The organism is Spirosoma terrae, from assembly GCF_010435915.1.
In the GTDB taxonomy this organism is placed as follows: Bacteria; Bacteroidota; Bacteroidia; order Cytophagales; family Spirosomataceae; genus Spirosoma; species Spirosoma terrae.
In genome coordinates this window covers 365,739-388,793 of record NZ_JAAFZH010000004.1, presented here as the reverse complement: position 1 = coordinate 388,793, position 23,055 = coordinate 365,739, and the positions used below count along the sequence as shown (strand labels likewise).

Annotated in this window: 18 protein-coding genes and 1 tRNA gene; 9 read left to right on the top strand and 10 right to left on the bottom strand. The window is 47.2% G+C overall.

Annotated features, from left to right (window positions below; all coding sequences use genetic code 11):
* Positions 1 to 49 precede the first annotated feature (49 nt).
* The 6 genes from GK108_RS12045 to estT all read left to right on the top strand — a co-directional run bounded on the left by GK108_RS12045 (position 50) and on the right by estT (position 7,369).
* On the top strand, positions 50 to 1,021 hold the full coding sequence (locus GK108_RS12045) for a hypothetical protein (RefSeq protein WP_163947969.1): 972 nt from the start codon (positions 50 to 52) through the stop codon (positions 1,019 to 1,021).
* 86 nt (positions 1,022 to 1,107) lie between these two features.
* A complete protein-coding gene (locus tag GK108_RS12040; protein WP_163947966.1) occupies positions 1,108 to 3,324 on the top strand; it encodes an outer membrane protein assembly factor BamB family protein in 2,217 nt (738 codons plus the stop codon).
* A gap of 22 nt (positions 3,325 to 3,346) precedes the next feature.
* Entirely contained in the window at positions 3,347 to 4,354 is a 1,008-nt protein-coding gene (locus GK108_RS12035) for a 2-dehydro-3-deoxygalactonokinase (protein ID WP_163947963.1), read from the top strand.
* Positions 4,351 to 5,010 carry a bifunctional 4-hydroxy-2-oxoglutarate aldolase/2-dehydro-3-deoxy-phosphogluconate aldolase gene (locus GK108_RS12030; RefSeq protein WP_163947960.1) on the top strand — a complete coding sequence of 220 codons (660 nt, stop codon included), beginning with the start codon at positions 4,351 to 4,353 and terminating at the stop codon, positions 5,008 to 5,010. The genes GK108_RS12035 and GK108_RS12030 overlap by 4 nt, the downstream gene beginning before the upstream one ends.
* 92 nt (positions 5,011 to 5,102) lie before the next feature.
* The gene (locus GK108_RS12025) at positions 5,103 to 6,419 is read left to right on the top strand and encodes an MFS transporter (protein ID WP_163947957.1); all 1,317 of its coding nucleotides are present in this window, start codon (positions 5,103 to 5,105) and stop codon (positions 6,417 to 6,419) included.
* Positions 6,420 to 6,523: 104 nt separating this feature from the next.
* Positions 6,524 to 7,369, top strand: coding sequence for a macrolide hydrolase EstT (estT, locus tag GK108_RS12020; RefSeq protein ID WP_163947954.1), 846 nt, complete (start codon positions 6,524 to 6,526; stop codon positions 7,367 to 7,369).
* A 25-nt stretch (positions 7,370 to 7,394) separates the two neighbouring features.
* On the opposite strand, the gene GK108_RS12015 is transcribed toward estT, so the two are convergent.
* Complete coding sequence (locus GK108_RS12015) at positions 7,395 to 7,715, bottom strand: hypothetical protein (protein WP_163947951.1); 321 nt, start codon at positions 7,713 to 7,715, stop codon at positions 7,395 to 7,397.
* Positions 7,716 to 7,927: 212 nt separating this feature from the next.
* On the opposite strand from GK108_RS12015, the gene GK108_RS12010 reads away from it, so the two are divergent.
* Positions 7,928 to 9,436 carry a WG repeat-containing protein gene (locus tag GK108_RS12010; protein WP_163947947.1) on the top strand — a complete coding sequence of 503 codons (1,509 nt, stop codon included), beginning with the start codon at positions 7,928 to 7,930 and terminating at the stop codon, positions 9,434 to 9,436.
* A 108-nt stretch (positions 9,437 to 9,544) separates the two neighbouring features.
* Here GK108_RS12010 and GK108_RS12005 read toward each other — a convergent pair.
* The 7 genes from GK108_RS12005 to GK108_RS11975 all read right to left on the bottom strand — a co-directional run bounded on the left by GK108_RS12005 (position 9,545) and on the right by GK108_RS11975 (position 18,016).
* A tRNA-Arg gene (locus tag GK108_RS12005) sits at positions 9,545 to 9,617 on the bottom strand.
* A 245-nt stretch (positions 9,618 to 9,862) separates the two neighbouring features.
* Positions 9,863 to 11,188, bottom strand: coding sequence for an adenylate/guanylate cyclase domain-containing protein (locus GK108_RS12000; protein ID WP_163947944.1), 1,326 nt, complete (start codon positions 11,186 to 11,188; stop codon positions 9,863 to 9,865).
* A gap of 151 nt (positions 11,189 to 11,339) precedes the next feature.
* Entirely contained in the window at positions 11,340 to 11,588 is a 249-nt protein-coding gene (locus GK108_RS11995) for an acyl carrier protein (RefSeq protein WP_163947941.1), read from the bottom strand.
* 128 nt (positions 11,589 to 11,716) lie between these two features.
* Positions 11,717 to 14,860, bottom strand: coding sequence for an efflux RND transporter permease subunit (locus GK108_RS11990; RefSeq protein WP_163947938.1), 3,144 nt, complete (start codon positions 14,858 to 14,860; stop codon positions 11,717 to 11,719).
* 12 nt (positions 14,861 to 14,872) lie between these two features.
* A complete protein-coding gene (locus GK108_RS11985; RefSeq protein ID WP_163947936.1) occupies positions 14,873 to 15,922 on the bottom strand; it encodes an efflux RND transporter periplasmic adaptor subunit in 1,050 nt (349 codons plus the stop codon).
* 71 nt (positions 15,923 to 15,993) lie between these two features.
* Entirely contained in the window at positions 15,994 to 17,310 is a 1,317-nt protein-coding gene (locus GK108_RS11980) for a TolC family protein (protein ID WP_163947933.1), read from the bottom strand.
* A gap of 79 nt (positions 17,311 to 17,389) precedes the next feature.
* A complete protein-coding gene (locus GK108_RS11975) occupies positions 17,390 to 18,016 on the bottom strand; it encodes a TetR/AcrR family transcriptional regulator (protein WP_163947929.1) in 627 nt (208 codons plus the stop codon).
* 487 nt (positions 18,017 to 18,503) lie between these two features.
* Between GK108_RS11975 and GK108_RS11970 the strand changes: the two genes are divergently transcribed.
* Together GK108_RS11970 and GK108_RS11965 are read left to right on the top strand one after the other, a co-directional pair.
* Positions 18,504 to 18,800: an HPF/RaiA family ribosome-associated protein gene (locus GK108_RS11970; RefSeq protein ID WP_163947926.1), complete on the top strand. Its 297-nt coding sequence runs from the start codon at positions 18,504 to 18,506 to the stop codon at positions 18,798 to 18,800.
* A gap of 57 nt (positions 18,801 to 18,857) precedes the next feature.
* The gene (locus GK108_RS11965; protein ID WP_163947923.1) at positions 18,858 to 20,057 is read left to right on the top strand and encodes a baeRF7 domain-containing protein; all 1,200 of its coding nucleotides are present in this window, start codon (positions 18,858 to 18,860) and stop codon (positions 20,055 to 20,057) included.
* A gap of 104 nt (positions 20,058 to 20,161) precedes the next feature.
* Here GK108_RS11965 and GK108_RS11960 read toward each other — a convergent pair whose 3' ends face one another.
* Both GK108_RS11960 and GK108_RS11955 read right to left on the bottom strand, forming a co-directional pair.
* Entirely contained in the window at positions 20,162 to 21,604 is a 1,443-nt protein-coding gene (locus GK108_RS11960) for an alpha-L-fucosidase (protein WP_163947921.1), read from the bottom strand.
* Positions 21,605 to 21,986: 382 nt separating this feature from the next.
* Positions 21,987 to 22,997 carry a metallophosphoesterase family protein gene (locus GK108_RS11955; RefSeq protein ID WP_163947918.1) on the bottom strand — a complete coding sequence of 337 codons (1,011 nt, stop codon included), beginning with the start codon at positions 22,995 to 22,997 and terminating at the stop codon, positions 21,987 to 21,989.
* Positions 22,998 to 23,055 lie beyond the last annotated feature (58 nt).

Genomic DNA, 23,055 nt, shown 5'->3' with positions numbered 1-23,055 from the left:
CTACGGCTACGCGGACCGGAGGTCCACGCTACACCAAACCCCCACGGTCTTGAAAAGTATACTTCTTTCTCTTTGTGTTGGTGCCTTTGGAGCTAGTGCGCTGCAGTCTGCCGAATGGCCGGAAGCGACGCTTTCGAACGGCGTAATTCAGACAGAACTGTATTTACCCGATCAGCAGAAAGGGTATTATCAGGGAACGCGGTTCGACTGGGCCGGGGCGTTCAAAAACCTGACCTACAAAGGACACAGCTACGTTGAACAGTGGTTTCCTCAGTATGACCCTAAACTTCACGATGCCATTAACGGACCCGCTGAAGAGTTTACGCCCCTGAACTATACGGAGGCAAAAGCGGGTGATACGTTCGTTAAGATTGGGGTAGGCGTGCTACGTAAACCCGACGATAAACCGTATGCTTTTTCCCGTTATTACGACGTAGTGGATTACGGTAAACGGAGCGTTCGCCAGTTCAAAGACCGTATTGAGTTTACCCACGAGCTTAGCGACCCGGCCGGTTATGGTTACGTATACCGGAAAACCGTAAAACTAACGAAAGGCAAGCCAGAACTAGTGCTGGAACATCGCCTGACGAACACCGGCAAATTACCCTTCGAAACAAGCACTTATAACCATAATTTCTTCATCATCGACAGCCAGCCAACCGGTCCAACCGTAAATGTCCAGTTTCCGTTTGACGTGAAAGCGGAAGGGAAAGGATTCGGAAGTATGATACTAACGCAGGGAAACCAACTGGTTTATGCCCGCAATCTGGAAACAAAAGAACAAGTGTATAGTGCCGGTTTACAGGGCTTTAGCCCCACGGCCGCCGATTACAACATCCGAATTGAGAATATGAAAACAGGCGCTGGTGTTCATATCACCAGCAACCAGCCAATGGAAAAATTAGTCTATTGGGCCTGTTCCACTACGTCGTGTCCTGAGCCATACGTGCATCTAAAAGCCGCTCCGGGGCAGGAAGTAAGCTGGAAAATAGCGTACGAATTTTACGAGAAAAAGAAATAAACATAACCTATTACTGATTTCTCCCCCTGACATGAGGGAAGCGAAATCATGCGTTTTAACCCGTACACTGAAAACGACTTCAGTCTATGAATTTTGTTCTTAAATCCTTTGTCGGCATACTGGCTCTGGGGAGTTTTATACCGCTCGATTTGCCCAAACAGCCTCAAAGCCCTAAAAAAACGGGCGATGACTGGCCAACTTATGGCGGTAACAATGCGGGAAACCGGTATTCACCGCTGACGCAGATCAATGCGCAAAACGTAAAGAAGCTGACATTGGCCTGGTCCTATGACACGGGTGATAATAAAGATCCGAATCAGCGGGGGATGGATATGCAGTGTCAGCCCATCGTCATAAAAGGGGTTATGTATGGTACGTCGCCCCGCCTGAAATTATTCGCCGTTGATGCTGCTACCGGAAAAGAAATCTGGCAGTTCAATCCGTTTGCTGATCCCGAAAAACGCCCTCGGTTCCATCCGGTTCGCGGGGTAATGTATTGGGAAGACGGTGACGACAAGCGGGTGTTGTATACTGTCGGATCTACTTTATACGCCATCAATGCCACGACCGGCAAACCAGTCGAAAGTTTTGGAAAGAACGGAGAAATCGACCTGCACGACGGCCTGGGTGACAAAGAAACGCTCGGTTACGACGTAATGAAGTACTCAATACGTGTTACGACGCCCGGCGTTATTTACAAAGACATTCTGGTTACTGGGTCGGCCGTGAACGAGGGGGGAGATGCGCTGCCGGGGTATATCCGTGGATTTAACGTTCGAACGGGTAAGCTGGCGTGGGTATTCAGAACCATTCCGCTGCCCGGCGAATATGGCTACGAAACCTGGTCGAAGGATTCTTACAAAAAACTGGGGGGTGCCAACTGCTGGGCGGGTATGGTGCTGGACGAAAAGCGTGGCGTTGTGTATGCTGGTACGGGATCGCCATCGGTCGATTTTTACGGTGGAGCGCGCGAAGGACAGAATCTATTCGCCAACTGCGTTATTGCGCTGAATGCCGAAACCGGGAAACGTATCTGGCATTTCCAGACGGTACACCACGACCTGTGGGACCGGGATTTACCTTGTCCGCCCAACCTGATTACCGTAAAACTTAATGGGAAAATGGTAGAGGCTGTTGCTCAGGCTACTAAAGACGGATACGTATTTATTTTTGATCGGGATACGGGCAAGCCGTTGTTTCCGGTAAAGGAAGTACCCGTTCCCACGTCGTCGGCATTACCCGGCGAAAAGCCCTGGCCTACGCAACCTGTGCCAACCAAACCGGCCCCGTTTAGCTATCAGGAGTTAACGGAAGCCACTATTACCAATCGTACGCCCGAAGCCCATGCTTACGTCCTGGAACGCTTCAAGAACAGCCGGAGAGGCAGCAAGTTCCTTCCCCCCAGCGAAGAAGGCCATCTGATGTATGGCATGGGCGGGGGAGCCGAATGGGGTGGTAATGCGGCTGATCCGGATGGTATTCTGTATCAGAATTCGAACAATATGCTTTGGTGGCTCAAAATGCGCGATAGCCGACAGCCAGCCAACGGGGTGGCTATGACGCGGGGTGCTACGTTGTTTAATACAAACTGTGCTGTCTGTCATGGCAACGACGGTAAAAGTGGCGCAGCTGCCAGTGCCGCGCAGGCTTATCCGGACCTGACGGATGTCGGTAAGCGACTGAATCGGGAGCAGATCAGCACTATCCTGACAACGGGCCGTGGCCGGATGCCATCGTTTGGGCACTTGTCTGCCGGGGATCGGGAAGCAATCATCAACTTTTTGCTGAAAGTAGAGACGAAACAGCCGGCTGTTGTTGATCAGCATAGCTCCGTGGTGACGAGTTCTGTACCAGAAGGAGCCGACTTTCCGTACATGCCGCCTTACCTGAACAATGGCAACACCCAGTTTCGGGATCAGGATAACTACCCCGCTATCAAACCACCCTGGGGAACGCTGAATGCCATCAACATGAATACGGGCGAGTATTTGTGGCAGGTTCCGTTGGGTGAATACCCGGAACTCAGCAAAAAAGGCATTCCGCCCACCGGTACAGAAAACCACGGTGGCCCTATCGTAACGGCGGGTGGTCTGATTTTTATTGCCGCTACGTATGACGAAAAACTGCGGGCGTTCGACAAAAAAACTGGCAAAATCGTGTGGGAATACAAGCTGCCCGCTGGTGGTTTTGCTACGCCCATTACCTACATGGTCAATGGAAAACAATACGTTGCGATTGCGGCTGGCGGCACACGCTACGGTCTGAAACCGGGTGGATCGTATGTCGCTTTTGCATTGCCATAAACCCTACCTAAACGAAGCATTTATGAGAAACTATTTATTGGGGTGTGATTGGGGTACATCCTCGTTTCGCCTGCGCTTAATAAATGTGCCGGATCTCAACCTGATCGGTGAAGTTACTTCGCAGGAGGGGGTGGCCAGTACGTTTACGGCCTGGAAAGAAACAGCGGAGAAGAAGGGCATGTCGCGGGAGGAGTTTTTTCGGCAGCAGCTAAATCGGCAGGTCGAGCTGCTGTCCCGGCAGGTATCTATTGATCTCAGCATGGTGTCAATTATTATTTCGGGTATGGCATCTTCGTCGATTGGTATGGCGGAAGTACCGTATGCTACGTTGCCCTTTCCGGTCGATGGTAGCCAGGCCAGTATCCGACGGCTAACTGTGCAGAATAACGATGCCCGCGAGATTATTTTGATTTCGGGCGTACAGACGACGCACGATGTTATGCGGGGCGAAGAAACGCAGTTGATCGGGTTGTTGGCGTTGCTCGATACGTTGCATCATACGGTCGAAAATGCGATTCTGATCTTTCCTGGAACGCATTCAAAGCATATTTATATTCGGAATCAGCAGGTTATCAACCTACAAACCTTCATGACGGGGGAGGTCTTTAACCTCATGTCGCAATACAGCATTCTGAAGGATTCAATCGAGCCAACGGGTCTGAATTCATTTCCTGACGAAGAACTGAACGGGTTCAGGCTGGGAGTCAGAGATTCGGATTCGTCCTCCATTCTCCATAGTCTGTTCAGGGTTCGAACCAATCAGTTGTTTGGGTTGCTGACCAAAAAACAGAATATGCTGTATATGAGTGGCTTATTGATTGGGGCCGAACTGAAATCGCTGATCGGACAAAACGATTGGCCGGTCATTCTGTGTAGTGGCACCAACCTGTATGAACTCTACAAACTAGCCATCGATGAACTCAGTCTATCAGACCGGACAACCACTATTTCGGCGGATTTGATTGATAAAGCCACCATTGCCGGACAAGTAAAAATTGTGCAGAATCAACTAGTATCCTTAAGTAAATGACTCAGTCAAGTTCGCATCCATTTTCCTGGGACCTATTCTCAAAAGCACCAGTCGTGGGCATTATCCGAGGGCTATCCGTCGAAGAAGTCAATCATATTCTGCCCTTATATCGGGATGCTGGTCTGACCACTATTGAAATAACCATGAACACAGTCGGTGCAGAATCGATGATTCAGCAGGCGATTGATCAGTATGGTCGTGAACTCAATATTGGAGCCGGAACGGTGTGTACAAAAGACGATCTCGACAAGGCGCTGGATGCAGGTGCTCAGTTTATTGTGACGCCAATTGTAAACAAGAAGGTAGTTAAATCGTGTGTGAAACGAGGTGTTCCCATTTTTCCGGGAGCCTATACGCCCTCTGAAATATATACGGCCTGGTCGCTGGGCGCATCGATGGTTAAGGTTTTTCCCGCTACGTCATTAGGGCCGGATTATATAAAAGAAGTAAAAGCCCCGCTAAATCAGCTTAAACTGATGCCAACGGGCGGTATCAGTCTGGATAACATGGAAGCTTATATCAGGGCTGGCGCCGATGGGTTAGGCGTTGGCAGTCAGCTGCTACATAAAGACTTTATTAAACAGAAAAATTGGGATGAGTTGAAAAGGCACTTCGAGGCCTTTATGAAGCAGGCAAACACCTATTTCCGGAAGTGAAACCTACCGTTTGTATCCGGTGGCAGTACGGTACGTTACCAGCTTTGGCCCACTGAAAACGGACTACTGCAAACTGAAAAATTTCTCTATGTATGACTGGCAAACTGAAAAATTACCGATGGCTGATTGTGGTTCTGTTGTTTACGGCCACAACTATCAACTACCTCGACCGACAGCTTATTGGGTTGTTGAAACCAATTTTAGAAAAGGAGTTTAACTGGTCTGAAACAGATTTTGCCCACATCGTAATGGCCTTTACGGCGGCCTATGCCGTTGGTTTGTTAGCGTTCGGCTGGATTATCGACAAGGTCGGTACCAAAGTAGGTTATTCAGTAACGATAATCATCTGGAGCGTAGCGGGGATGCTCCATGCTATTGCCCGAAGTGTGTTTGGTTTTAGTGTGGCCCGAATTGGTTTGGGTATTGGTGAGGCCGGGAATTATCCGGCTGCGGTCAAAACAGTGGCCGAATGGTTTCCGCAGAAAGAGCGGGCGCTGGCAACGGGTTTGTTCAATGCCGGAACCAGCATTGGTGTAGTGGTAGCAGTATTGGTCGTACCCTGGATATTAAATGCCTACGGATGGCACGAAGTGTTTTGGATAACGGGGGCTTTGGGATTTGTCTGGCTCGTTTTCTGGTGGCTGTTTTACGACGTACCGGCCAAACAATCGCGGTTAAGTACCGACGAATACCAGTACATTGTTGGCGGGCAGGAAGCGGCTGATAATGAAACCAGCGATTCGGCTCCGATCAAGTGGTTCAAACTCTTTTCGTATCCGCAGACGTGGGCTATGATTGTGGGCAAAGGTCTGATCGATCCTATCTACTGGTTTTTCCTGTTCTGGCTACCGTCCTACTTTTCGTCGACCTTTAATCTGGATCTGAAAAAACCGAGTCTGGAGTTGATGCTGATCTATACGGCTACAACGATTGGTAGTATCGGTGGTGGTTATTTATCGTCCAGCCTGATTAAAAAAGGGTGGTCGACGCTGAAAGCACGGAAAACGGTGCTGTTTGTGTTTGCTATACTTGAAATGTCGATCATGCTGGCACAGTACGTCACCGATGTATGGGTGGCTGTAGGGTTGCTGAGTCTGGCCGTGGCTGTCCACCAGGCCTGGGCTACGAATGTATTTACACTAGCCTCTGATCTGTTTCCGAAGAAAGCGGTTAGTTCGGTGGTTGGTATTGCCGGAACGGCCGGAGCGCTAGGTGGTATTGTGTTCCCGATGCTGGTCGGTAGCCTACTCGATGAGTATAAGGCGGCCGGAAATCTGTCGGGTGGATACAATGTCATCTTTACCATCTGTGCCTTCACCTATCTGGTTGCCTGGGGAATCATCCATTTACTCACCCGTAATACCAGAGCCGTTCAGGTCGATGAGCCGAACGTAAGTCAGCTCGTTTAAAAGCAATCAGTTGATTATAAAATAACAATAGGTAAGCATATGTGTTGAACTACTACGCCCGGCTGGTTTAGCCGGGTTTAGTGTGTATAAACAATCGCTTTCCAATGAGTAAGAAACTGGTTCGTCATCAGGACGTTGACTTGTGTACTGAATCCTTTGGGCAAACAGATAAACCGGCGATCCTATTACTGGCAGGAGCTACCGTATCCATGCTTTTCTGGCCGGAAGAATTTTGTCAGCGATTGGCTGATAAGGGATTTTTTGTCATTCGATACGACAACCGAGATGTTGGCCAATCAACAACCTATGAACCAGGAACAACACCTTATTCTATTGACGATTTGGTAGAGGATGCTGCGGCTATATTGAAGGCTTATTCGTTGCAAAAGGCGCATTTGGTCGGCTTGTCGCTGGGCGGCTTAATCGCGCAGATTCTGACGCTGAAATATCCTGAAAAAGTTAGTACACTAACACTTATGGCAACCGGGCCCTGGGGGGAGTCTGATCCTACTATTCCAGAAATGGACTCGCGAATTATCGATTTTCAGGCAAAAGCCAGCTCCGTTGACTGGGCAAATGAGAATGAAGTTGTTGCCTATATGCTTGAAGGAAATAAGTTGATGAGCGGTAGAAAACCATTCGACAAAGAGAGAAATGGAGAGTTGATTAGGGCTGAGTTTCTACGGGCCAATAACTACATTAGTATGTTTAACCATGCCGCGCTGCAGGGCGGAGAAGAGTTTTATGGTCGAATAAACGAAATCGAACAGCCTACATTAATTATTCATGGCACCGACGATTTGATTTGGCCTGTTAAACACGCCAACGTATTGCTTAAGACCATAAACAACTCAACGCTTATAACGCTCGACGGTACAGGCCACGAACTTCATCCGGCCGACTGGGAGACAATAATTGAGGCAATCGTAAATCATGCTTTGGCCAACTAGAAACGCTGCGTTGGAAGCAGCGAGATTATTCGTTGCTGGCTATTAGGCCTGATACGCCAAATAATACGGTTCCCAGAATTTTAGGGGCAAATTTCTTTCCAGCAAATCGACCGAATTCACCCATCCATTTTGTCTTTTCCAACACCTTGTCGCCGGTTTCTTTTATGGCTTCCGTAGCATCCTTGCCCGCTGCCCGCTTCGAGAGATACATGACAGGCGCACTCAGACCAAGTACTGAAATACCAACCAGGGTTCCGGCCACGGCCCCGATAGCGCCCGAAAGCTCTCTACTGGATTCTTCTATTCGCTTCCATTTCTCTTCGAATTCGTGCTCGTTGGCTTCCATAAACAAATTGGGTTGTGGTGAAGGAAAATCGTTCGTTAAATGTAACGAATAATGAAGATAAGCGATGAGGCAAAGTTATTTACAGGGGAATAAATTAGTCGGCGCACATAGGTCGTATTCTAATTTCGTAACTCAGTGTTTCACTGATACTTTCAGAAAGGTTAATACTTTATATTGCCCCAATTAGTGATTTTCTAACTTTTTATCCTAGTATGGAGTCCCCCACACCAAAAAAATGGTATAACAAGGTATGGCTAGTAAGTATTGGCAGTCTAGTTTCATTTCCTGTTAATCTCCTAATTCTCTGGAAAAATCAAAGTATTAAGAAAGGCTGGAAGGTTCTTCTTTTTATTCTATCACCTCTCTTTACGTTACTGGCAATTGGACTTATAACCCTGGCCTATCTGGGGACATCTAACTACATTAAGAAAAACTTCCATTCGAACATCGAAGAATCTGATTTACGAGACAAAACCAATGAACCTGTTGTCTTTTATGATGTAAATACAGCCCTTGCTGGGGTTAAAGACCCCGATGGAGTAACCATCATACCTGCTAAGTATGATTATATTGGCAAGTTCGTTAATGATAGGGCCTTGGTATGCCGGGATGGAAAATATGGCTACATTGACAAATCAGGAATACTACTCGTCCCATGTCAATTTGATGAAGCATTTGATTATCAAAAAGAAGGACTTATCGTTAAAAAGGATGGTAAATGGCTATTTATTAATGGTAATGGGGAAACCTTAAAAACGTTAGAGTATGATAGAATATACCAGCATGATACCCTTTACATGGTAAGAAAAAACGAACTATATGGATACTTAAATATAAAAGGTGATGAAATTATAAAGCCGGAGGCATCCGTCCCCTTCTTCTTTGAAAATGGTTTATCTTACTTTGGTCCATTTGGGAGCACTGTTGTATTTATGAATACAAGGCTAAAGCCTGAATTAATGGTTAAAGGAACAAAATCAGAAGATTTCAGTGAAGGTTTAGCTCCATTAGCTCTGGATGGAAAAGTAGGATTTATCAATCCGAAAGGGGAATTGGTAATACCTAATGAATATGATTTGTATGAAAAAAATGGCTATACTTTCTTGCCATCGTTTTATCAAAACTTTTCTTGTGTTCAAAAAAATGGAAAATATGGTTTTATAAATAAAAAGGGAGAAACAGTCATTCCATTTCAGTATGATTATGCCAGTAATTTTTCTGAACAAGGTTATACGGTAGTTGAAGTAAATAAAAAAAAAGGTATCATTGACAGAGAAGGTAATTACTTAATCGAACCGCTTTACGAACAGCTAGATAACTTTTATTCTGATGATGCAAGTAGAGCAATGCTTAATGGAAAATATGGGTATATCGATAAAACAGGTAAAGTATTAATTCCTTTTGAGTATGACGTTGTATATGGTTTTAATCAGGGAGCTCCTTTTGGTAAAAAAAATGGGAAATGGGCCTTATTAAATAGAGAAGGAAAACCAGTGACACCATTTCAGTTTGAAAAGGTTTACAGTGACTTTAAAGAAGGTCTAGCCTGTGTTCAATTAAACGGGAAATACGGCTATATCAATAAGGCTGGAAAAGTCATGATTGATTATCGATTTGATAGTGGTGAAAATTTTTCTGAGGGAATATTGACGAAGTATACTGATAATGAACGGGTTTTTTATGATAAAAAAGGGCGAGTAGTAAGAGTTCAGGCAGATTAGTTGTGCCTGATCAAACAACATATAGGTAAGAAAAAAGCCAGCAAAAAATTCATCTGCCTTGAACTAAAATCAAGTGTAATAACCGTTGTACCAAGCCATAATAGTTAGTGATTCTGGCAGGACTCAAACCTGCAACTTTCGGTTCCGTATACCGATGCTCTTTCAATTGAGCTACAGAGCCATTGGACCCGATAGAGTTGGTCTGGAGTCATTAGAGTGCGGTTGAAGCGTAGTTCAAAGTACCAAGTATGAAGACCTAACCGTGGCGGTTCTTGACCAAATCAACTGCCTGGAAAGCAATCCAAAGCTAGTACAGGCCTTCTTCAACAAAAAGGAAATTGCATTCATTACAGACTAATGCACGAGTCATTAACTAGGTTTACTCTTGATCTTGGTGCGTTGGTTGACTAGAGTGGGTTTCTGTAATTAAGCTAATTGCCAGAGTGTTACGTCTTTGCTCATGCCTTTGAGGTGCGTTGCGCCAACCCGGCGTGTAGTGGCTGGTACTGCCGATAACTCATCCATAACTTCCTGACTAACCAGAATCTGTGAATTATATTCTTTGTTGAGCTGCTCGATCCGCGATGCCTGAATAACCGCCGTACCGGTAATGTTGTATTGTTGCCGATTGGCCGTTCCTATATTACCAACAACAGCGTCGCCAGTCTGAATACCAATGCCCACCGACGTAGTAAAAATAGCTCCCATGTCATTCGCTTCTGCTACGGCATCCAGGATGGCTAAACCCGCTTCTACGGCGCTTTCGGAAGGGTTTTCCAGTTCGAGCGGAGCACCAAACGTAGCCATGCAGCCATCGCCCAGAAACTGGTTGACAATACCGCCGTGCTGGCGGATAACCGTGGCTACGATATCGAAAAAAGCACTCTGGTAAGCGATCACTTCGTCGGGAGAATGCGTATCCGCGAATTGAGTGAAATTCCGAATATCCAGAAAGAGTATGGCTACCTTTCGATGGCTCGCCTGAAGAATTCCTTTCTGATCGAGAATGGCTTCAACCACTTCGGGCGATACCTGCTGACCGAAAAGTGTCCGGATTTGTTCGCCGGTTTCCATGCGTTCGATGGATAATTGTACGGTTTGCCGAATTTGACGCGCTACGTAGGCGGCAGCTCCACCGGTCAGTAGCATGATAATGGCTTTCTGAACGTAAGGAAACGTTTGGGTCAGATAAAAACTGAATTCGGTAGTGGGGATGGATAGCGGTTCGAGCAGATAATAGCTCAAACCATAAAATTCAAGCCCCGCCAGAATGCCCGTCCACAATGATAACGTAGCACTTAATCGTAGGGTAGACAGGATAATAAAAATAAAGTAGAGGTAGGCTAATGGCGACAGCAGAATCATGATCGGGTGCGAAATGGATTGGCTGACCATGTATAATGCGGCTGTCAGGGCTGATAGTTCGACGGCGGCATTGCCAAACTTGGCAAAGTATGCCACTGCCGATCCGGCAAAGCGTTTGTTCAAAAAGCCGAGTACTCGCCAGATAAGAAGCTCATAGATCAGCATACCCCCCATGTACGTAGCAATCTGCTCGGATACGTATTGGATGCCCGACGTATCGGTTGTGGGCAGTCCTAAAAAAGGAACGGTAACGGCGTATAGGAAAAAGCCCGCTGTAAATAAAATAGCAAGTACAATCGCTCGCTGTCGTTCGCGCCGAGTGCTTTCCTTCTCAAACTCCTGCTGAAAATAGGTGAGGGACGGCTGGGAATGTCGGAGCGTAAACATGATAAACGTTTTTACATACGTCCTGGAGTTGGGCGTTCTGGATTAAATGAGGAATCAGATACGTATCACCTACAAAAGGTAGTAAATCAAGACCCTTTGTAGGTGTGTATCGTCTGTCTGGAATACTGTATGCTCGTGAGCCAGTTGATTATTAGGATTCAAATACCATCTCACTGGAGAGATAGTGTTTGAGCTGCCCGAAGGTCTGAAGTTTGGACCAGTCTTCATCCGGAATTCGTATACCAAACTGAGTTTCAACCTGAAGTAGTAAATCGGTAACGTCCAGAGAATCGAATCCCAGATCGCGAATAAAATGAGCCTCATCCGTAAGGGCTGTTGACCGAATCCCCAGGTTTGTCAGAATATCACTCAACTGATCAGTAATGCGGGTATGTGTCATCGGGTACGTAGTTGGTGGTTTTAGGTTTCTGGTTTATCGTTTCAGGTTTGTGGTTCATTGTTTGTGGTTCATGGTTTATCGGTATAGGACGAACCATAAACTATAAGCCACAAACAATGAACCCGAAACTAAACAGCTTCTTCGACGAGCAGTTCGGCTTCTTTTTTCTTACTGAAACGGTTACGGTATATCTCCTGAATACGGTCGACAACGTAGTACACGACAGGAACCAGGAAGATGGTCAGGACCATGGAACTGGTTAGCCCGCCAATCAGTACCCAGGCCAGCGAGTTTTTCCATTCAGCACCCGCACCGCTGGCCGTTGCAATCGGAATCATACCGATCACCATCGCAATGGTCGTCATCAGAATTGGGCGGAGACGTTCTTCACCAGCGTGGAGAATCGCTTTGCGGTAGGGAACGCCCTGCGCTTTCTGCTGATTGGCAAAGTCAACAATCAGAATGGCGTTTTTCACCACCAGGCCGATCAGCATCAGCATACCCAGCATGGCAAAAATACCGATGTTCGACGAGGTCAATGCCAGTGCCAGTAAGGCCCCAATCACCGCTACCGGTACGGAGAACAACACCACAAATGGATACACAAAGCTGTCGTAGAGCAATACCATGATGAAGTATACCAGCATCAGACCGGCCAGCATGGCAATACCCAGCGAGCCAAATCCTTCGCTCTGGTTTTTGGCATCGCCACCCCAACTGACCGTTACGCCCGCTGGTAATGGATTCTTCGCCAGATCGGCCTGAATAACCGCAATCAACGTACCGGAGCCAGTTCCTAACGTATTAGCTGTAACGGTAACCGATGAACGTCGGTTTTTACGTTCGAGCAACGATGGTCCATTGCTCAGCGATACGTTCGCAAATTCGGCCAGACGGACTGAACGGTTAGCCGTTGGACTGAAGAAGTTGATGTTTTTAACATCGTCCGGGTCTTTGCGGTCAAACGCATCCAGCATCACGCGAATGTCGTACTCTTCACCACCATCCCGGAATTTAGAGTCGTCGTTACCGGCAAACGCGTTTTGCAACGTACCGCCCACCGTTTGAATGTTCAGACCCAGTTTGGCCATTTTCTCGCGGTCGATTTCTACTTTCACTTCAGGATTTCCCGATTCGACCGATACGTTGACGTCGTTGGCACCGGGTGTTTTGCGGATACGGTTTGCCAGTTCGTGGGCGGCATCCATAATCTGGTTTACATCGTTACCACTCAGGAATATTTCGATGGGAGCCGCTCCCGTATTCACCATCCCGATAATAGACGATTTGAACTCAACAGCCGGGAAGTGTTCGGCCAGTTCTTGCCGAACATCAATCATGTATTCCTCCGTTGGTACGTGATTAGGCCGTTCTGACGCGTCGGCCAGCTGGACTGTTAGCTCTGTCCGGTTGGTTTCGCCCTGACCAGTACTTTGCATACCCGTACTTGCCCCGCCCACGTTAGCGAAAATGCTTTGTACTTCAGGCTTTTTGCGAAGGTAGTTCTCAATAGCTCTGGAAGTCAGGTTGTTTTGTTGCAGCGATGCGCTTTTGTCCAGCTTTAGCGTCAGTAAAAACTTGCCCTGATCGCCCTGCGCAACGAATTCCGATCCGATGATACCCAGGCTCATCACCCAACCGGTGAAGACAAATAACGCAATCAGCATGCCGGTAAAGGCCAGCTTATGGCTCAATACCCAGTCGAGGCTACGGTGATACCCGTTGGTCAGCGCTGTCAAACCTTTTTCAAACCAAAGCAGAAACGCCTGGAATGGGTTTTTTGGATTAAGGTGTTCGAGTCTGGCCAGCATCGACGTCATCCAGGGCGTCAGCGTGAAGCTGACCAGCAAACTCACCAACGTAGCGAAAGCCACGGTTAACGAGAATTGACGTAGCAGATCGGCGATAACCGAATTTACCAACGTAATGGGCACGAATACAACCACGATTACCAACGTAATGGCAACAGCCGCAAAGCCAATTTCACTAACGCCGTCGATAGTGGCACGCCAGCGGTTTTTACCCATTTCGAGGTGTCGCTGAATGTTTTCCAGTACCACAATAGAGTCATCGACCAGAATACCAATTACCAGCGATAACGCCAGCAAGGTCATCAGGTTGAGCGAATAGCCCATCACGAACATGAACAGGAAGGCCGAGACGAGCGAAGCAGGCACCGAAATCATGACAATGAACGCATTCCGGAAGCTGTGCAGGAACAGTAGCATAACGGCGGCAACCAGAATAACGGCCAGAACCAGATCATGCGTTACGGCTTCTACCGACGCCAGCGTAAATACGCTACTGTCGTAGGCAATGGCAAAGTTGACTTTGTCTTTCGCGTTTTCCTTTTCAATCTGAGCCAGTTTGGTCTGTACTTCTTCACTAATATCGACTGCATTGGCATCCGACTGTTTTTTGATGAACAGTCCGATACCGTCGCGTCCGTTGTACCGGCTAATGCTGCTTGGATCGCTCAGGCCGTCTGTTACCGCTGCTACGTCGCCTACCCGAATTGGGCTACCGTTGGGCGGAGTGGCAACCACCAGATTCCGGATATCGTCCAGGGAGTTGAACTTACCGGCTAAACGTAGCGTCATGTTCTCTTTCGTATTTTTAACTTTCCCCGTTGGGAAATCGAGGTTAGCCTGATTAATGGCCTGCGTGACCTGAAGCAGCGATAAACCGTAGTAATTCAGCTTGTCGTCGTTGACGTTAACCCGGATTTCGCGCTTATCGCCACCGACCATCGTAATGTCGGCCACACCTTTAATCTGCTGAAGCTGCGGTAAATACTTGTCTTCAATCTGTTCGTAGAAGACTTCGGTCGGCAAATCCGACGTAGCGAGCAACTGCATGATCGGCTGATCGCTTGGCGATATTTTGGATAGCGAGGGCTGTTCGGCATCGTCTGGCAAATCGCTGACCATCTTATCAATTTGGCGTTGGGCATCTTCCAACGCTACGTCGATGTCGGTACCGGGTTTAAACTGAACAATGATGACCGATGCGTTTTCCATCGACATCGCCTTGACGTCGTCGAGGTTATCCAGCCCCGAAATAGCATCTTCGATCCGTTTACTGACTTCGGTTTCTACCTCCGACGGTGCTGCGCCCGGATAAACCGTTGTGATTGTTACGACGGGTACCGAAAATTCCGGCATCAGCTCGTAACTGAGCATTTTGTAGGAAAACAGACCACCAATTGTCAGAATCGCGAAGAGCACGATAATGACCGAAGGGCGTTTTATGAGTGATTCAACAAATTTCATAGTCGTAGATTGTTATTGGGCCACTACTGCTGTACCATTCTGCAGGTTGATCTGTCCGCTCGTAACTACCCGGTCGCCCGCGTTCAAACCCTTCGTAATCTCATAATAATCGTTGGTGGTGGCACCAATCGCTACCGATTTCAAAACGGCCTTACCATTCTCCACTACGTATACCTGCGGTTGTTTTTGCGATCCAACAATAGCCTGGCGAGGAATAGCCAGCGTTTCGCCTTTCATATTGTTTGTATTGGCGATGGAGCCATACATACCGGCACGTAACAGATTCTTACCTGAGTTCTGTACCGTAATTTCGACGGGGTAATTATGGGCGGCATTACCTTCGGCACCGATCAACGTAACGCGACCTGGAAATTGGGTATTTGGATACACTTCGGTGGTCACGTTGATGTTCTGACCGATGTGGAAGTGGTTAATGGCCTTTTCAGGAACATCGACTACGAGTTTCAGCGACGAAATGTCTGTCACTTTCGCGAGGGGCGAACCGGCCGATACAACGGAGCCTTTTTCCACCATCTTCTGCGTTACAATACCCGAAAAAGGAGCTGATACGGTCGTTTGGGCGATTTGCTTTTGGAGCTGCTTAATCTGAGCCTGAGTTGACCGAATGCTGAGTTGTGTACGTTCCAGATTAACGGCAGGCGTAGCATCGCCCTTTACCAGGTTCTCGTACCGTTTCAGATCGTTTTGATAGCCTTCCAGGGTTACCTGCGCTGCTTCAACCTGATAGCGAAGTTGTTCGTCATCGATTTTAGCAATCAATTTGCCAGTACCCACATATTGGCCTTCTTCAATGGGGAGAGAAGTGATCTGCCCGCTGGCCATTGGACGAACTTCGATTTCGCGGTTGGGGGCAAATGAGCCCAGAAAAGAGGACTCCTGCGACATGTTACGTAGTTCCGCAACGGCGGTCCGAACCCCGACTTTCTGATCGGGATTTGGTTTGTAGACTTTAGCCTCAACTTCTTTTTTATTCGTGAGGAGGGTCCAGGCCGTAAGTCCCAGTGTGGCGACCAGAGCCAGTAATACGACGATTCGTTTCATAACTTTTGACAGAATGGAATTGAGGTTGGTTGTGTGAGTGCTACGTTGTTAGTAGCGAACAACGATTGGATTTATCGATTGATCAGGCTGCCGGTGGCTTTTTTCCAGTCCAGTTCGGCAGTCCGTAAGTTGACAAGGGTGGTGAGATAATTATTTTGGGCTTCGCGGAGGGAGTTTTCGGCCTGTACAACTTCAGTAATATCGACCGTACCTTCCTTGAACTGAAGCTGTGTTTGGGTGTATACTTTTTCGGCCAGTTCGACCTGGCTTTTTGTGGTGGCCAGATTTTGTTGTTCTACCAGGAATTTGTTCCGCGAATTCGCTACGTCCATCGAAATCGATTCCCGAACCTGACGCAGCTGAACGTCCAGTTTCTGATCGTCGATCCGGTTTTGGCTGAGTTTAGCTTTACGGGCCAATCCGTCGAAAATGCTCCAGTTTAGCTGAAGACCAACCCAATAGCCGGGAATGTTTTTAATGTAGGACTCATTGCCACCAATGGCATATACGGAACTGTTAGCAACTCCATAGGCTGAAACGCTCGGTACAAAACCAGCTTTTACGTTACGTAGCTGTAAGTCGTTGATAATCCGCTGTTGTTCAACCAGCTGAAGATCCGTCCGGTTAATGGTGTATTCGTCTCCTGGAGCGACTGGAACCGTTTCTGCAATGGCTGTACGCACCGACAACGAATCAGTTTGTGCCGTGCCCGTTAAGAATTTCAGGGCATTCAGCAGCTGATTATACGTCGATTGAAGTGACTCGATCTGTGTTTGGGACGATGTTTTGCTGAGCTGCAGCCGATCAACATCGATGCCCTGGGCGAGCTGATTCTGCCGACGTAAATCAGTAATACGGATCAGGCGTTCGGTAGCGGCCAGGTTGTTGCGGAGGAAGGCAATCTGCTGGGCTGTGGTCTGGAGATTGTAATACGTTGCCGATACGTTATATGCTACGTCCTCTTTGGTCTTCTGGGTTTGCAGCGCCGATAGGTCGCGGCTGGCTTTGGCCGCTTTGGTGGCAATCATCAGCGATTGGTTGAACAACTGCTGGTTAGCCTGAACGCTTGTCGATAGGTTGTAAGGTAACCCAAACGCCACGGCGGTATAAGTGCCCTCAGGTCCTCCGAATGCCGATGCCGGAATCACCTGTCCCGGAATTTTAATATACCGACGATAATCACCCGCCAGATTTACCTGAGGACGAGCGCTGGCTTTGACTTCGGCAATCTGAGCTTCCGTTTTTAGTTCGTCCAGCTTGGCTGATTGAACGCTGAAATTGTTGGTAAGTGCTTTATTTATCAACTGTTCGAGCGTTTGGTCCTGTGCCCTGACGAACGGACTCGCCAATAACAATGCGGCAGAAAGGTACCAGTGAACATTTTTCATTTTACAAAGAAATAGTTGTTTTAAATGGTTGTACTAAAGAGTAGTTTTAAATATTTGTTTAAAATAGGGGTAAAAAAATTTAGGTAACCTTCTCGTATTCGTACAAATACGTCAAAACCAGGTCTTTTACCAGTTCCTTATGCTTGTTGGCAAAGGCGTCGAAGCCTACTTCGTCTACCTGCCACATTTTCATATGCATGGCTTTGCCCATAAACAGGAACTGTATGTTGCAGAATATCAACGGCATCAGGTGCATCGCGGTAATTGGACGTACGGCACCACGTTCTATTTCCTGTTGAAGTTGGGCTTCAAATTGAGAGTGGTGGACTTTTTTCAGTACCTCAATGCTGGTAGCCATCCGATCTGGATTACGATGAATTTCATTCATCACAAAAATGGCCAGGCTTGGGTTTTTCTTAAGAAGTTCGAAATCGTGATCGATCAACTCCGCAATTTTCTCCCGAAAACCAATGGGTTTGTTCATGATCTCCGCAATTCCGTTAAAGAACAACTGAAACATTTCTTCGAAAATGCTCATGAACAGCTTCTCCTTGCTACGGAAGTAGTAATTCGTCAACGCAATATTGATACCTGCCGCGTCGGCTATATCGCGGGATGTAGCACCATCAAACCCCTTCTCCAGAAAAACGCGCTTAGCGGCTTCCCGGATTTTTTCTTCAGTCGATTTGAAAGGGGAACAAGTCATGCTATTTTTCATTGAACGCTCAAAAGTATGTTGTACTGTTTTAACACACAAACAACTTGAATAGTTTTTTTAAACAAATGTTTAAAATCTATAAAAAGTGATAGTTAATACTGATAACGTTTTGTAATGGATTGAGTTCAACCTAGGATCGGCTCTTTTCTTCGAGGGCCATTCGTATCAGATCGGCCGTACTTTTGACGCCTACTTTACGAAGGATGCTGGCTCATTGATTTGTCACTGTATTGGCGCTGATACTGAATTTTTTACGATCTTGATAAAGTGCAAAGAACCAGGTATTTGTCTGTAAATACTTGACGGATTTTCTGTTGTTACTGAACCTGAATAATTAACAATTAGGCTAGTGAGGCCGTTCTCCTTAAGAGGGACCCAGTATACGTCAACGTGTTGGTTAGGGGAAAGTCCCGCCTGTTTGTTTGAAGATGCCAAACAGAATAACCCGATCAGCACCGAAAATTTTTATACACATATGGATTACGCAATTGATAGTATTAAGGTTGATTTACAGACGGTTGGGTTCGATACTACGCCTGAACTGGTTGATTTGGTGGAGCGAGAGCTACGTCGGATCATGCGTTTTAGGAAGGACGTTGTCGCAGCCGATTTTTATTTCAACGAGGATGGTACTAATTCGGAGAATAACAAAGTAGCCCGCTGGCGGCTGGGCATACCGGGTAAAGATCTTTTTGCCGAAGCGCGGTCGTCGTCCTGGGGTGGGAGCCTGCGCGAAGCTGGCGAAAAGCTGCGCCGACAGTTTGTTGACTAACGACCGCCTACGTGATACTGTTGAATTGTATAGTAGTGTTTTATAAATCCTAACGTTATGACTCTTTTTGATGTTGATCAATTTAAAGAACTAGCCAATCGAGAGGCTGAACTGTGTATTTCTATTTTTACTCCTACTGAGCGAGTATCATCCAATGGGTATCAGGCTAGTAAAATTCATTTTAAGAATGCCCTAACCGAAGCCCGTAACCAGCTAATCGACCAATACGGCCTAACCCCCGAAAAGGCAGATGACTTTTTAGCGGAGGGATGGCAGTTGATCGATAACCTGGAATTCTGGAAATATTCGTCCGATATGCTGGCCTACTACCTATTCGATGGGGAAGGCGTAGCTATAAAACTACCATTGCCGATCAATGAACCCATATGTCGGGTTGGAAAGCGTCCTTACCTATTACCACTCATTCCCGAATTAACCGACGACGGCCATTTTTATTTGCTGGACCTGAATCTACAGGGCGTTACGCTCTACGAAGTATCGCGGTCGGTGGTTCAGCCGATCGATTTGCCGGATACGATCAATACCTCCTATACCGAAGAAATTGAGGATAATGAGTACCAGAAAGCGCTCCAGCATCGTAGTGGTTTTGGACAAGCGGGAGCTATGTTTCATGGGCAGGGTAGCGGCTCGGATGAAGATAAGAAGGTGGAAATCCTTAACTTTTTCCATCGCCTGAGTACAGACCTTGATGCCATACTTAACAAAAATCCGCTTCCGCTGCTGCTGGCGGGCGTTAACTACCTCATACCAATCTACAAACAAGCCAGCAACTATACGCATATTGTAGAGCCGAATCTGACGGGTAGCTATGGGCCTAATGATATGGTGTCTCTGTCGGCAGAAGCCTGGGACGTAATGGAATCCTACTTCCGTGAAGCACGTCAGGCCCGTAAAAACGAATACCAACTTTTCAGTGCCAGAGCCCAGGGCGACAGCGAAACTGATACTGTGTTGCTGACGGCAATCAGTGGCGGTGTCGATACGTTGTTTATTCAGTCGGGTGCCGAACTATGGGGAACCTTCGATCTGGAGAATTACACCGTGCAGATAGACGACAGCCCCAGCCCTGAGAATTATTCGCTGATTGATGAAGCCGCCAGAAGGACGATAGAGTCGGGTGGTAAGGTGTATATTATTGAAGCCGACAATATGCCTGCACCGGAGGCTCTGGTAGCGGGTATTTTCCGGTATCCGATTGCTGAAGTGGTTGACGATACATCGACTGCTTCAAACTAACCTAATAAACTGTCTTGGTTTTTTTTCTGTCATCCCGACCGGTCCGCCGGTGCGGCAGGAGGGATGACAGAAAAACAGATGCCCTTTATTTAACCTAGCATCGGTTACCCAACGATTTTAAGCACCCAAACGGGCTGGTTGGCCAACTGTTGACGTACTTTTTCGGGAACCGATACGGAAATGCCGTCCTGCGTTTTCGTGATTTTGAGCGTTTGCGTCGATCCCAAAATAGAGATTTTGGCTTTTGGCGATGTAGTTAAACTAGGTATTGTCAGGCTGGCAGGTAGCAGTTTTTCTGAATCGGTTGGGAGATAGGATACGTAACGAGCCTGGCTGTTAGTAGTAAACGCCCATTGACCCTGCCGATACGGAGCCAGTGGTTTCGTGTCGTAAATCGATTCACCATTGACGGCTATCCATTTGCCAATTTCCTGTAGACGCTGGTACGCTTCTTCGTGCCATTCACCATCTGGTCCCGGCGCGATATTGAGCAGCAGATTTCCATTTTTCGCTACGATGTCGACCAGTGTTTGAATAAGCTTCCGGGCCGGCTTGAAATTTTCCTTCGGTATATACGACCAGCTGTTACCCATAGTCATACAGGATTCCCAGGGGATGGGCATGTAGTGATCCGGAATCTGTTGTTCGGGTGTTACGTAGTTTTCGAACTCACCTGATACCGTACGGTCAACCACGAGCAAACCCGGCTGATGCTGACGACCCATAGCGGCAATGCGGGCCATATTGATATCCTGGCTGTACGGAATGGTACGTTGCCAGCTAATGGTCGAGTCGATCGTACTGGCAGGACGAACCCAGCCTCCGTCGAGCCAGAGAATGTCTACCTTACCGTATCCTGTCATCAATTCCTCGATCTGGTTGTAGGTAAAGTCGCTGTATTTCTTCCAGAGTTCCGGGTATTTCTTGGGGTCGTAGCTAACGTTCCGGTCTTTCGGTGGGAAATAGGGCCACCAGTAATGTTCGGTATGCCAGTCGGGTTTGGAAAAATACGTACCGACCATGAAGTCCTGCTGACGGAAAGCGTTCAGAATTTCTTTCGTTACATTACTACGTGGATTCGACGAAAACGGCGTTTTCTTATCCGTGATTTTGTAGTCGGTTTGTTTGGTATCGAACATGCAGAACCCATCGTGGTGCTTGGTCGTGAAGATCATGTACTTCATTCCGGCCTGCTTAGCCGCATTGGCCCACCGTTCGGGATTGAACTTGACTGGGTTGAAGGTGGTTTGAAGACCTTCGTAGGCTTTCTTATAGTCGTACCAGTTGGCGGAGTGTGGTCCTTTTCGTTCGCACCAGCCTTCGTCTTCGGGGCAAAGCGACCAGGATTCAACGATGCCCCATTCGCTGTAAGTACCCCAGTGCATGAGCAGGCCGAATTTGATAGTCTGCCAGCTGTTTAGTTTCTGTTTGACCGTCTCATCTTTGGGCCAGACGTACTTATCGTGATTCTGTTCGGAGTGCTGTTGAGCAACGGCAGATGTCCAGAGGAACACACCTGAAATAAAACTCAGAAAGGCGTATTTCATGAAGGATGGTGAAATGTGAGCGTACTGCTTTTGGACGTTTTAGGGATACTATGTATCGAAATAGCTGGCAATCTGCCGCTTTTTAAGCTATTATCCGAATATGAAGCCGTATTTTTTAAATTATTTTAAAAACTGATCTGTTAGCGTGTGTTTTTGAACCGAAGAGGTACCGAAATTAGCCATGAAGCTGTTAAATGGATTATCAATAAGGATGTTTTGTCATTCCGAGGAACGAGGGATCTTCGGATAATGGCAACTAATATCTATACCCGAAGATCCCTCGTTCCTCGGAATGACAAAATTTCGATTAAACTATAAAATAGCTTTATCAGTTTCTCTGTGCCTGTCTAGTCTACACTGACATTAGACTGGCTCGGTGCCGTTAGTGATGCATTTTAATCGTTCGCGGGCGAATGAGGGGAGTTATGTCTTCGCCGACACGTAGTGGTTTATATTCATTGGTAAATCCAAGTTCAGTTGGTGACTTTCCAACCCAACTACTTTGCTTGCCCCTGATCTGGACCGTCAGTGTGGCCGGATCAATCGTCATGATGGTGAACAATGGGTCTTTATATGGACAGGTTCGGGAGAGCGATGCGTGGGTCTGATGAATTTCCTTCGAGTAGCTATCATGAACGAACTTGTCGCCAATCCAGAAATAGGACGCTGAATTGATGGTTAAATACGGAATTTGCTTAACGTGGATCAGGCTGTCGACATGCGTATGGCCGTTGATTGCCAAGACGACTTTATCGGCCGCTCCGGCTAGTATGTCCTGTATGTCGGTTGCATTATCGACCGCCAGCGCTCCAACCAATGGTTGGTGAGATACAATAATGACTGGTCCGTTGATCTGCTGTAGCTGCTTTTTTAACCAGTCTACCTGCTCAGGATTGATGTAGGCCGGATAGCCGCCCTTATGAGTTGGCGACCCTGTATCATTGCAATCCAGCACAATAAACCAGAGTCCGTTGATGTTACGGGCATAGTACCGACCCGGCATTCCCCAGACATCGACGCACTGTTGACGGGTGTGTCCATTGTCCGTATCGTGGTTGCCTAATACGTGGAGATGGGTGTTGTGTGCTTTGTTAAATTGGTTGATGATGTCCCTATTTTTTTCGTCGGGGAAGGCAAAATCGCCCATCTGGATAATTCCGTGAACGTTGGCCGCTTTACTCTGATCCAGAAAAGCTTGTAATCGCTTCGGCGCATCATGTATAATATCGTGGTGCAGGTCAGAAATTAGACCGATCTGTACGGCTTTGGCAAGCTTGCTAACATTGTCTCGGGCTAGAGCCGGAATCGCAATCGGGAGACTGAGGGCTGTACCAATACGGATGAAGTCCCGGCGGTTCAGGGTGGTAGTTGTCGTTATCTGCTTTAATTTCATTCGGTTAATGCTCCGGCTTGTTTTACCTTTTTGTGAAAAGTGAGGCTTCCCGGCTTTT

Excerpts from the sequence above, each read along its gene's own strand:
- estT (WP_163947954.1), top strand. The coding sequence starts at position 6,524 with ATGAGTAAGAAACTGGTTCGTCATCAGGACGTTGACTTGTGTACTGAA.
- GK108_RS11970 (WP_163947926.1), top strand. The coding sequence starts at position 18,504 with ATGGATTACGCAATTGATAGTATTAAGGTTGATTTACAGACGGTTGGG.
- GK108_RS12030 (WP_163947960.1), top strand. The coding sequence starts at position 4,351 with ATGACTCAGTCAAGTTCGCATCCATTTTCCTGGGACCTATTCTCAAAA.
- GK108_RS11990 (WP_163947938.1), bottom strand. The coding sequence starts at position 14,860 with ATGAAATTTGTTGAATCACTCATAAAACGCCCTTCGGTCATTATCGTG.
- GK108_RS11985 (WP_163947936.1), bottom strand. The coding sequence starts at position 15,922 with ATGAAACGAATCGTCGTATTACTGGCTCTGGTCGCCACACTGGGACTT.
- GK108_RS12010 (WP_163947947.1), top strand. The coding sequence starts at position 7,928 with ATGGAGTCCCCCACACCAAAAAAATGGTATAACAAGGTATGGCTAGTA.
- GK108_RS12025 (WP_163947957.1), top strand. The coding sequence starts at position 5,103 with ATGACTGGCAAACTGAAAAATTACCGATGGCTGATTGTGGTTCTGTTG.
- GK108_RS11995 (WP_163947941.1), bottom strand. The coding sequence starts at position 11,588 with ATGACACATACCCGCATTACTGATCAGTTGAGTGATATTCTGACAAAC.
- GK108_RS11955 (WP_163947918.1), bottom strand. The coding sequence starts at position 22,997 with ATGAAATTAAAGCAGATAACGACAACTACCACCCTGAACCGCCGGGAC.
- GK108_RS12040 (WP_163947966.1), top strand. The coding sequence starts at position 1,108 with ATGAATTTTGTTCTTAAATCCTTTGTCGGCATACTGGCTCTGGGGAGT.
- GK108_RS11965 (WP_163947923.1), top strand. The coding sequence starts at position 18,858 with ATGACTCTTTTTGATGTTGATCAATTTAAAGAACTAGCCAATCGAGAG.
- GK108_RS12015 (WP_163947951.1), bottom strand. The coding sequence starts at position 7,715 with ATGGAAGCCAACGAGCACGAATTCGAAGAGAAATGGAAGCGAATAGAA.
- GK108_RS11980 (WP_163947933.1), bottom strand. The coding sequence starts at position 17,310 with ATGAAAAATGTTCACTGGTACCTTTCTGCCGCATTGTTATTGGCGAGT.
- GK108_RS12000 (WP_163947944.1), bottom strand. The coding sequence starts at position 11,188 with ATGTTTACGCTCCGACATTCCCAGCCGTCCCTCACCTATTTTCAGCAG.
- GK108_RS11960 (WP_163947921.1), bottom strand. The coding sequence starts at position 21,604 with ATGAAATACGCCTTTCTGAGTTTTATTTCAGGTGTGTTCCTCTGGACA.
- GK108_RS12035 (WP_163947963.1), top strand. The coding sequence starts at position 3,347 with ATGAGAAACTATTTATTGGGGTGTGATTGGGGTACATCCTCGTTTCGC.
- GK108_RS11975 (WP_163947929.1), bottom strand. The coding sequence starts at position 18,016 with ATGACTTGTTCCCCTTTCAAATCGACTGAAGAAAAAATCCGGGAAGCC.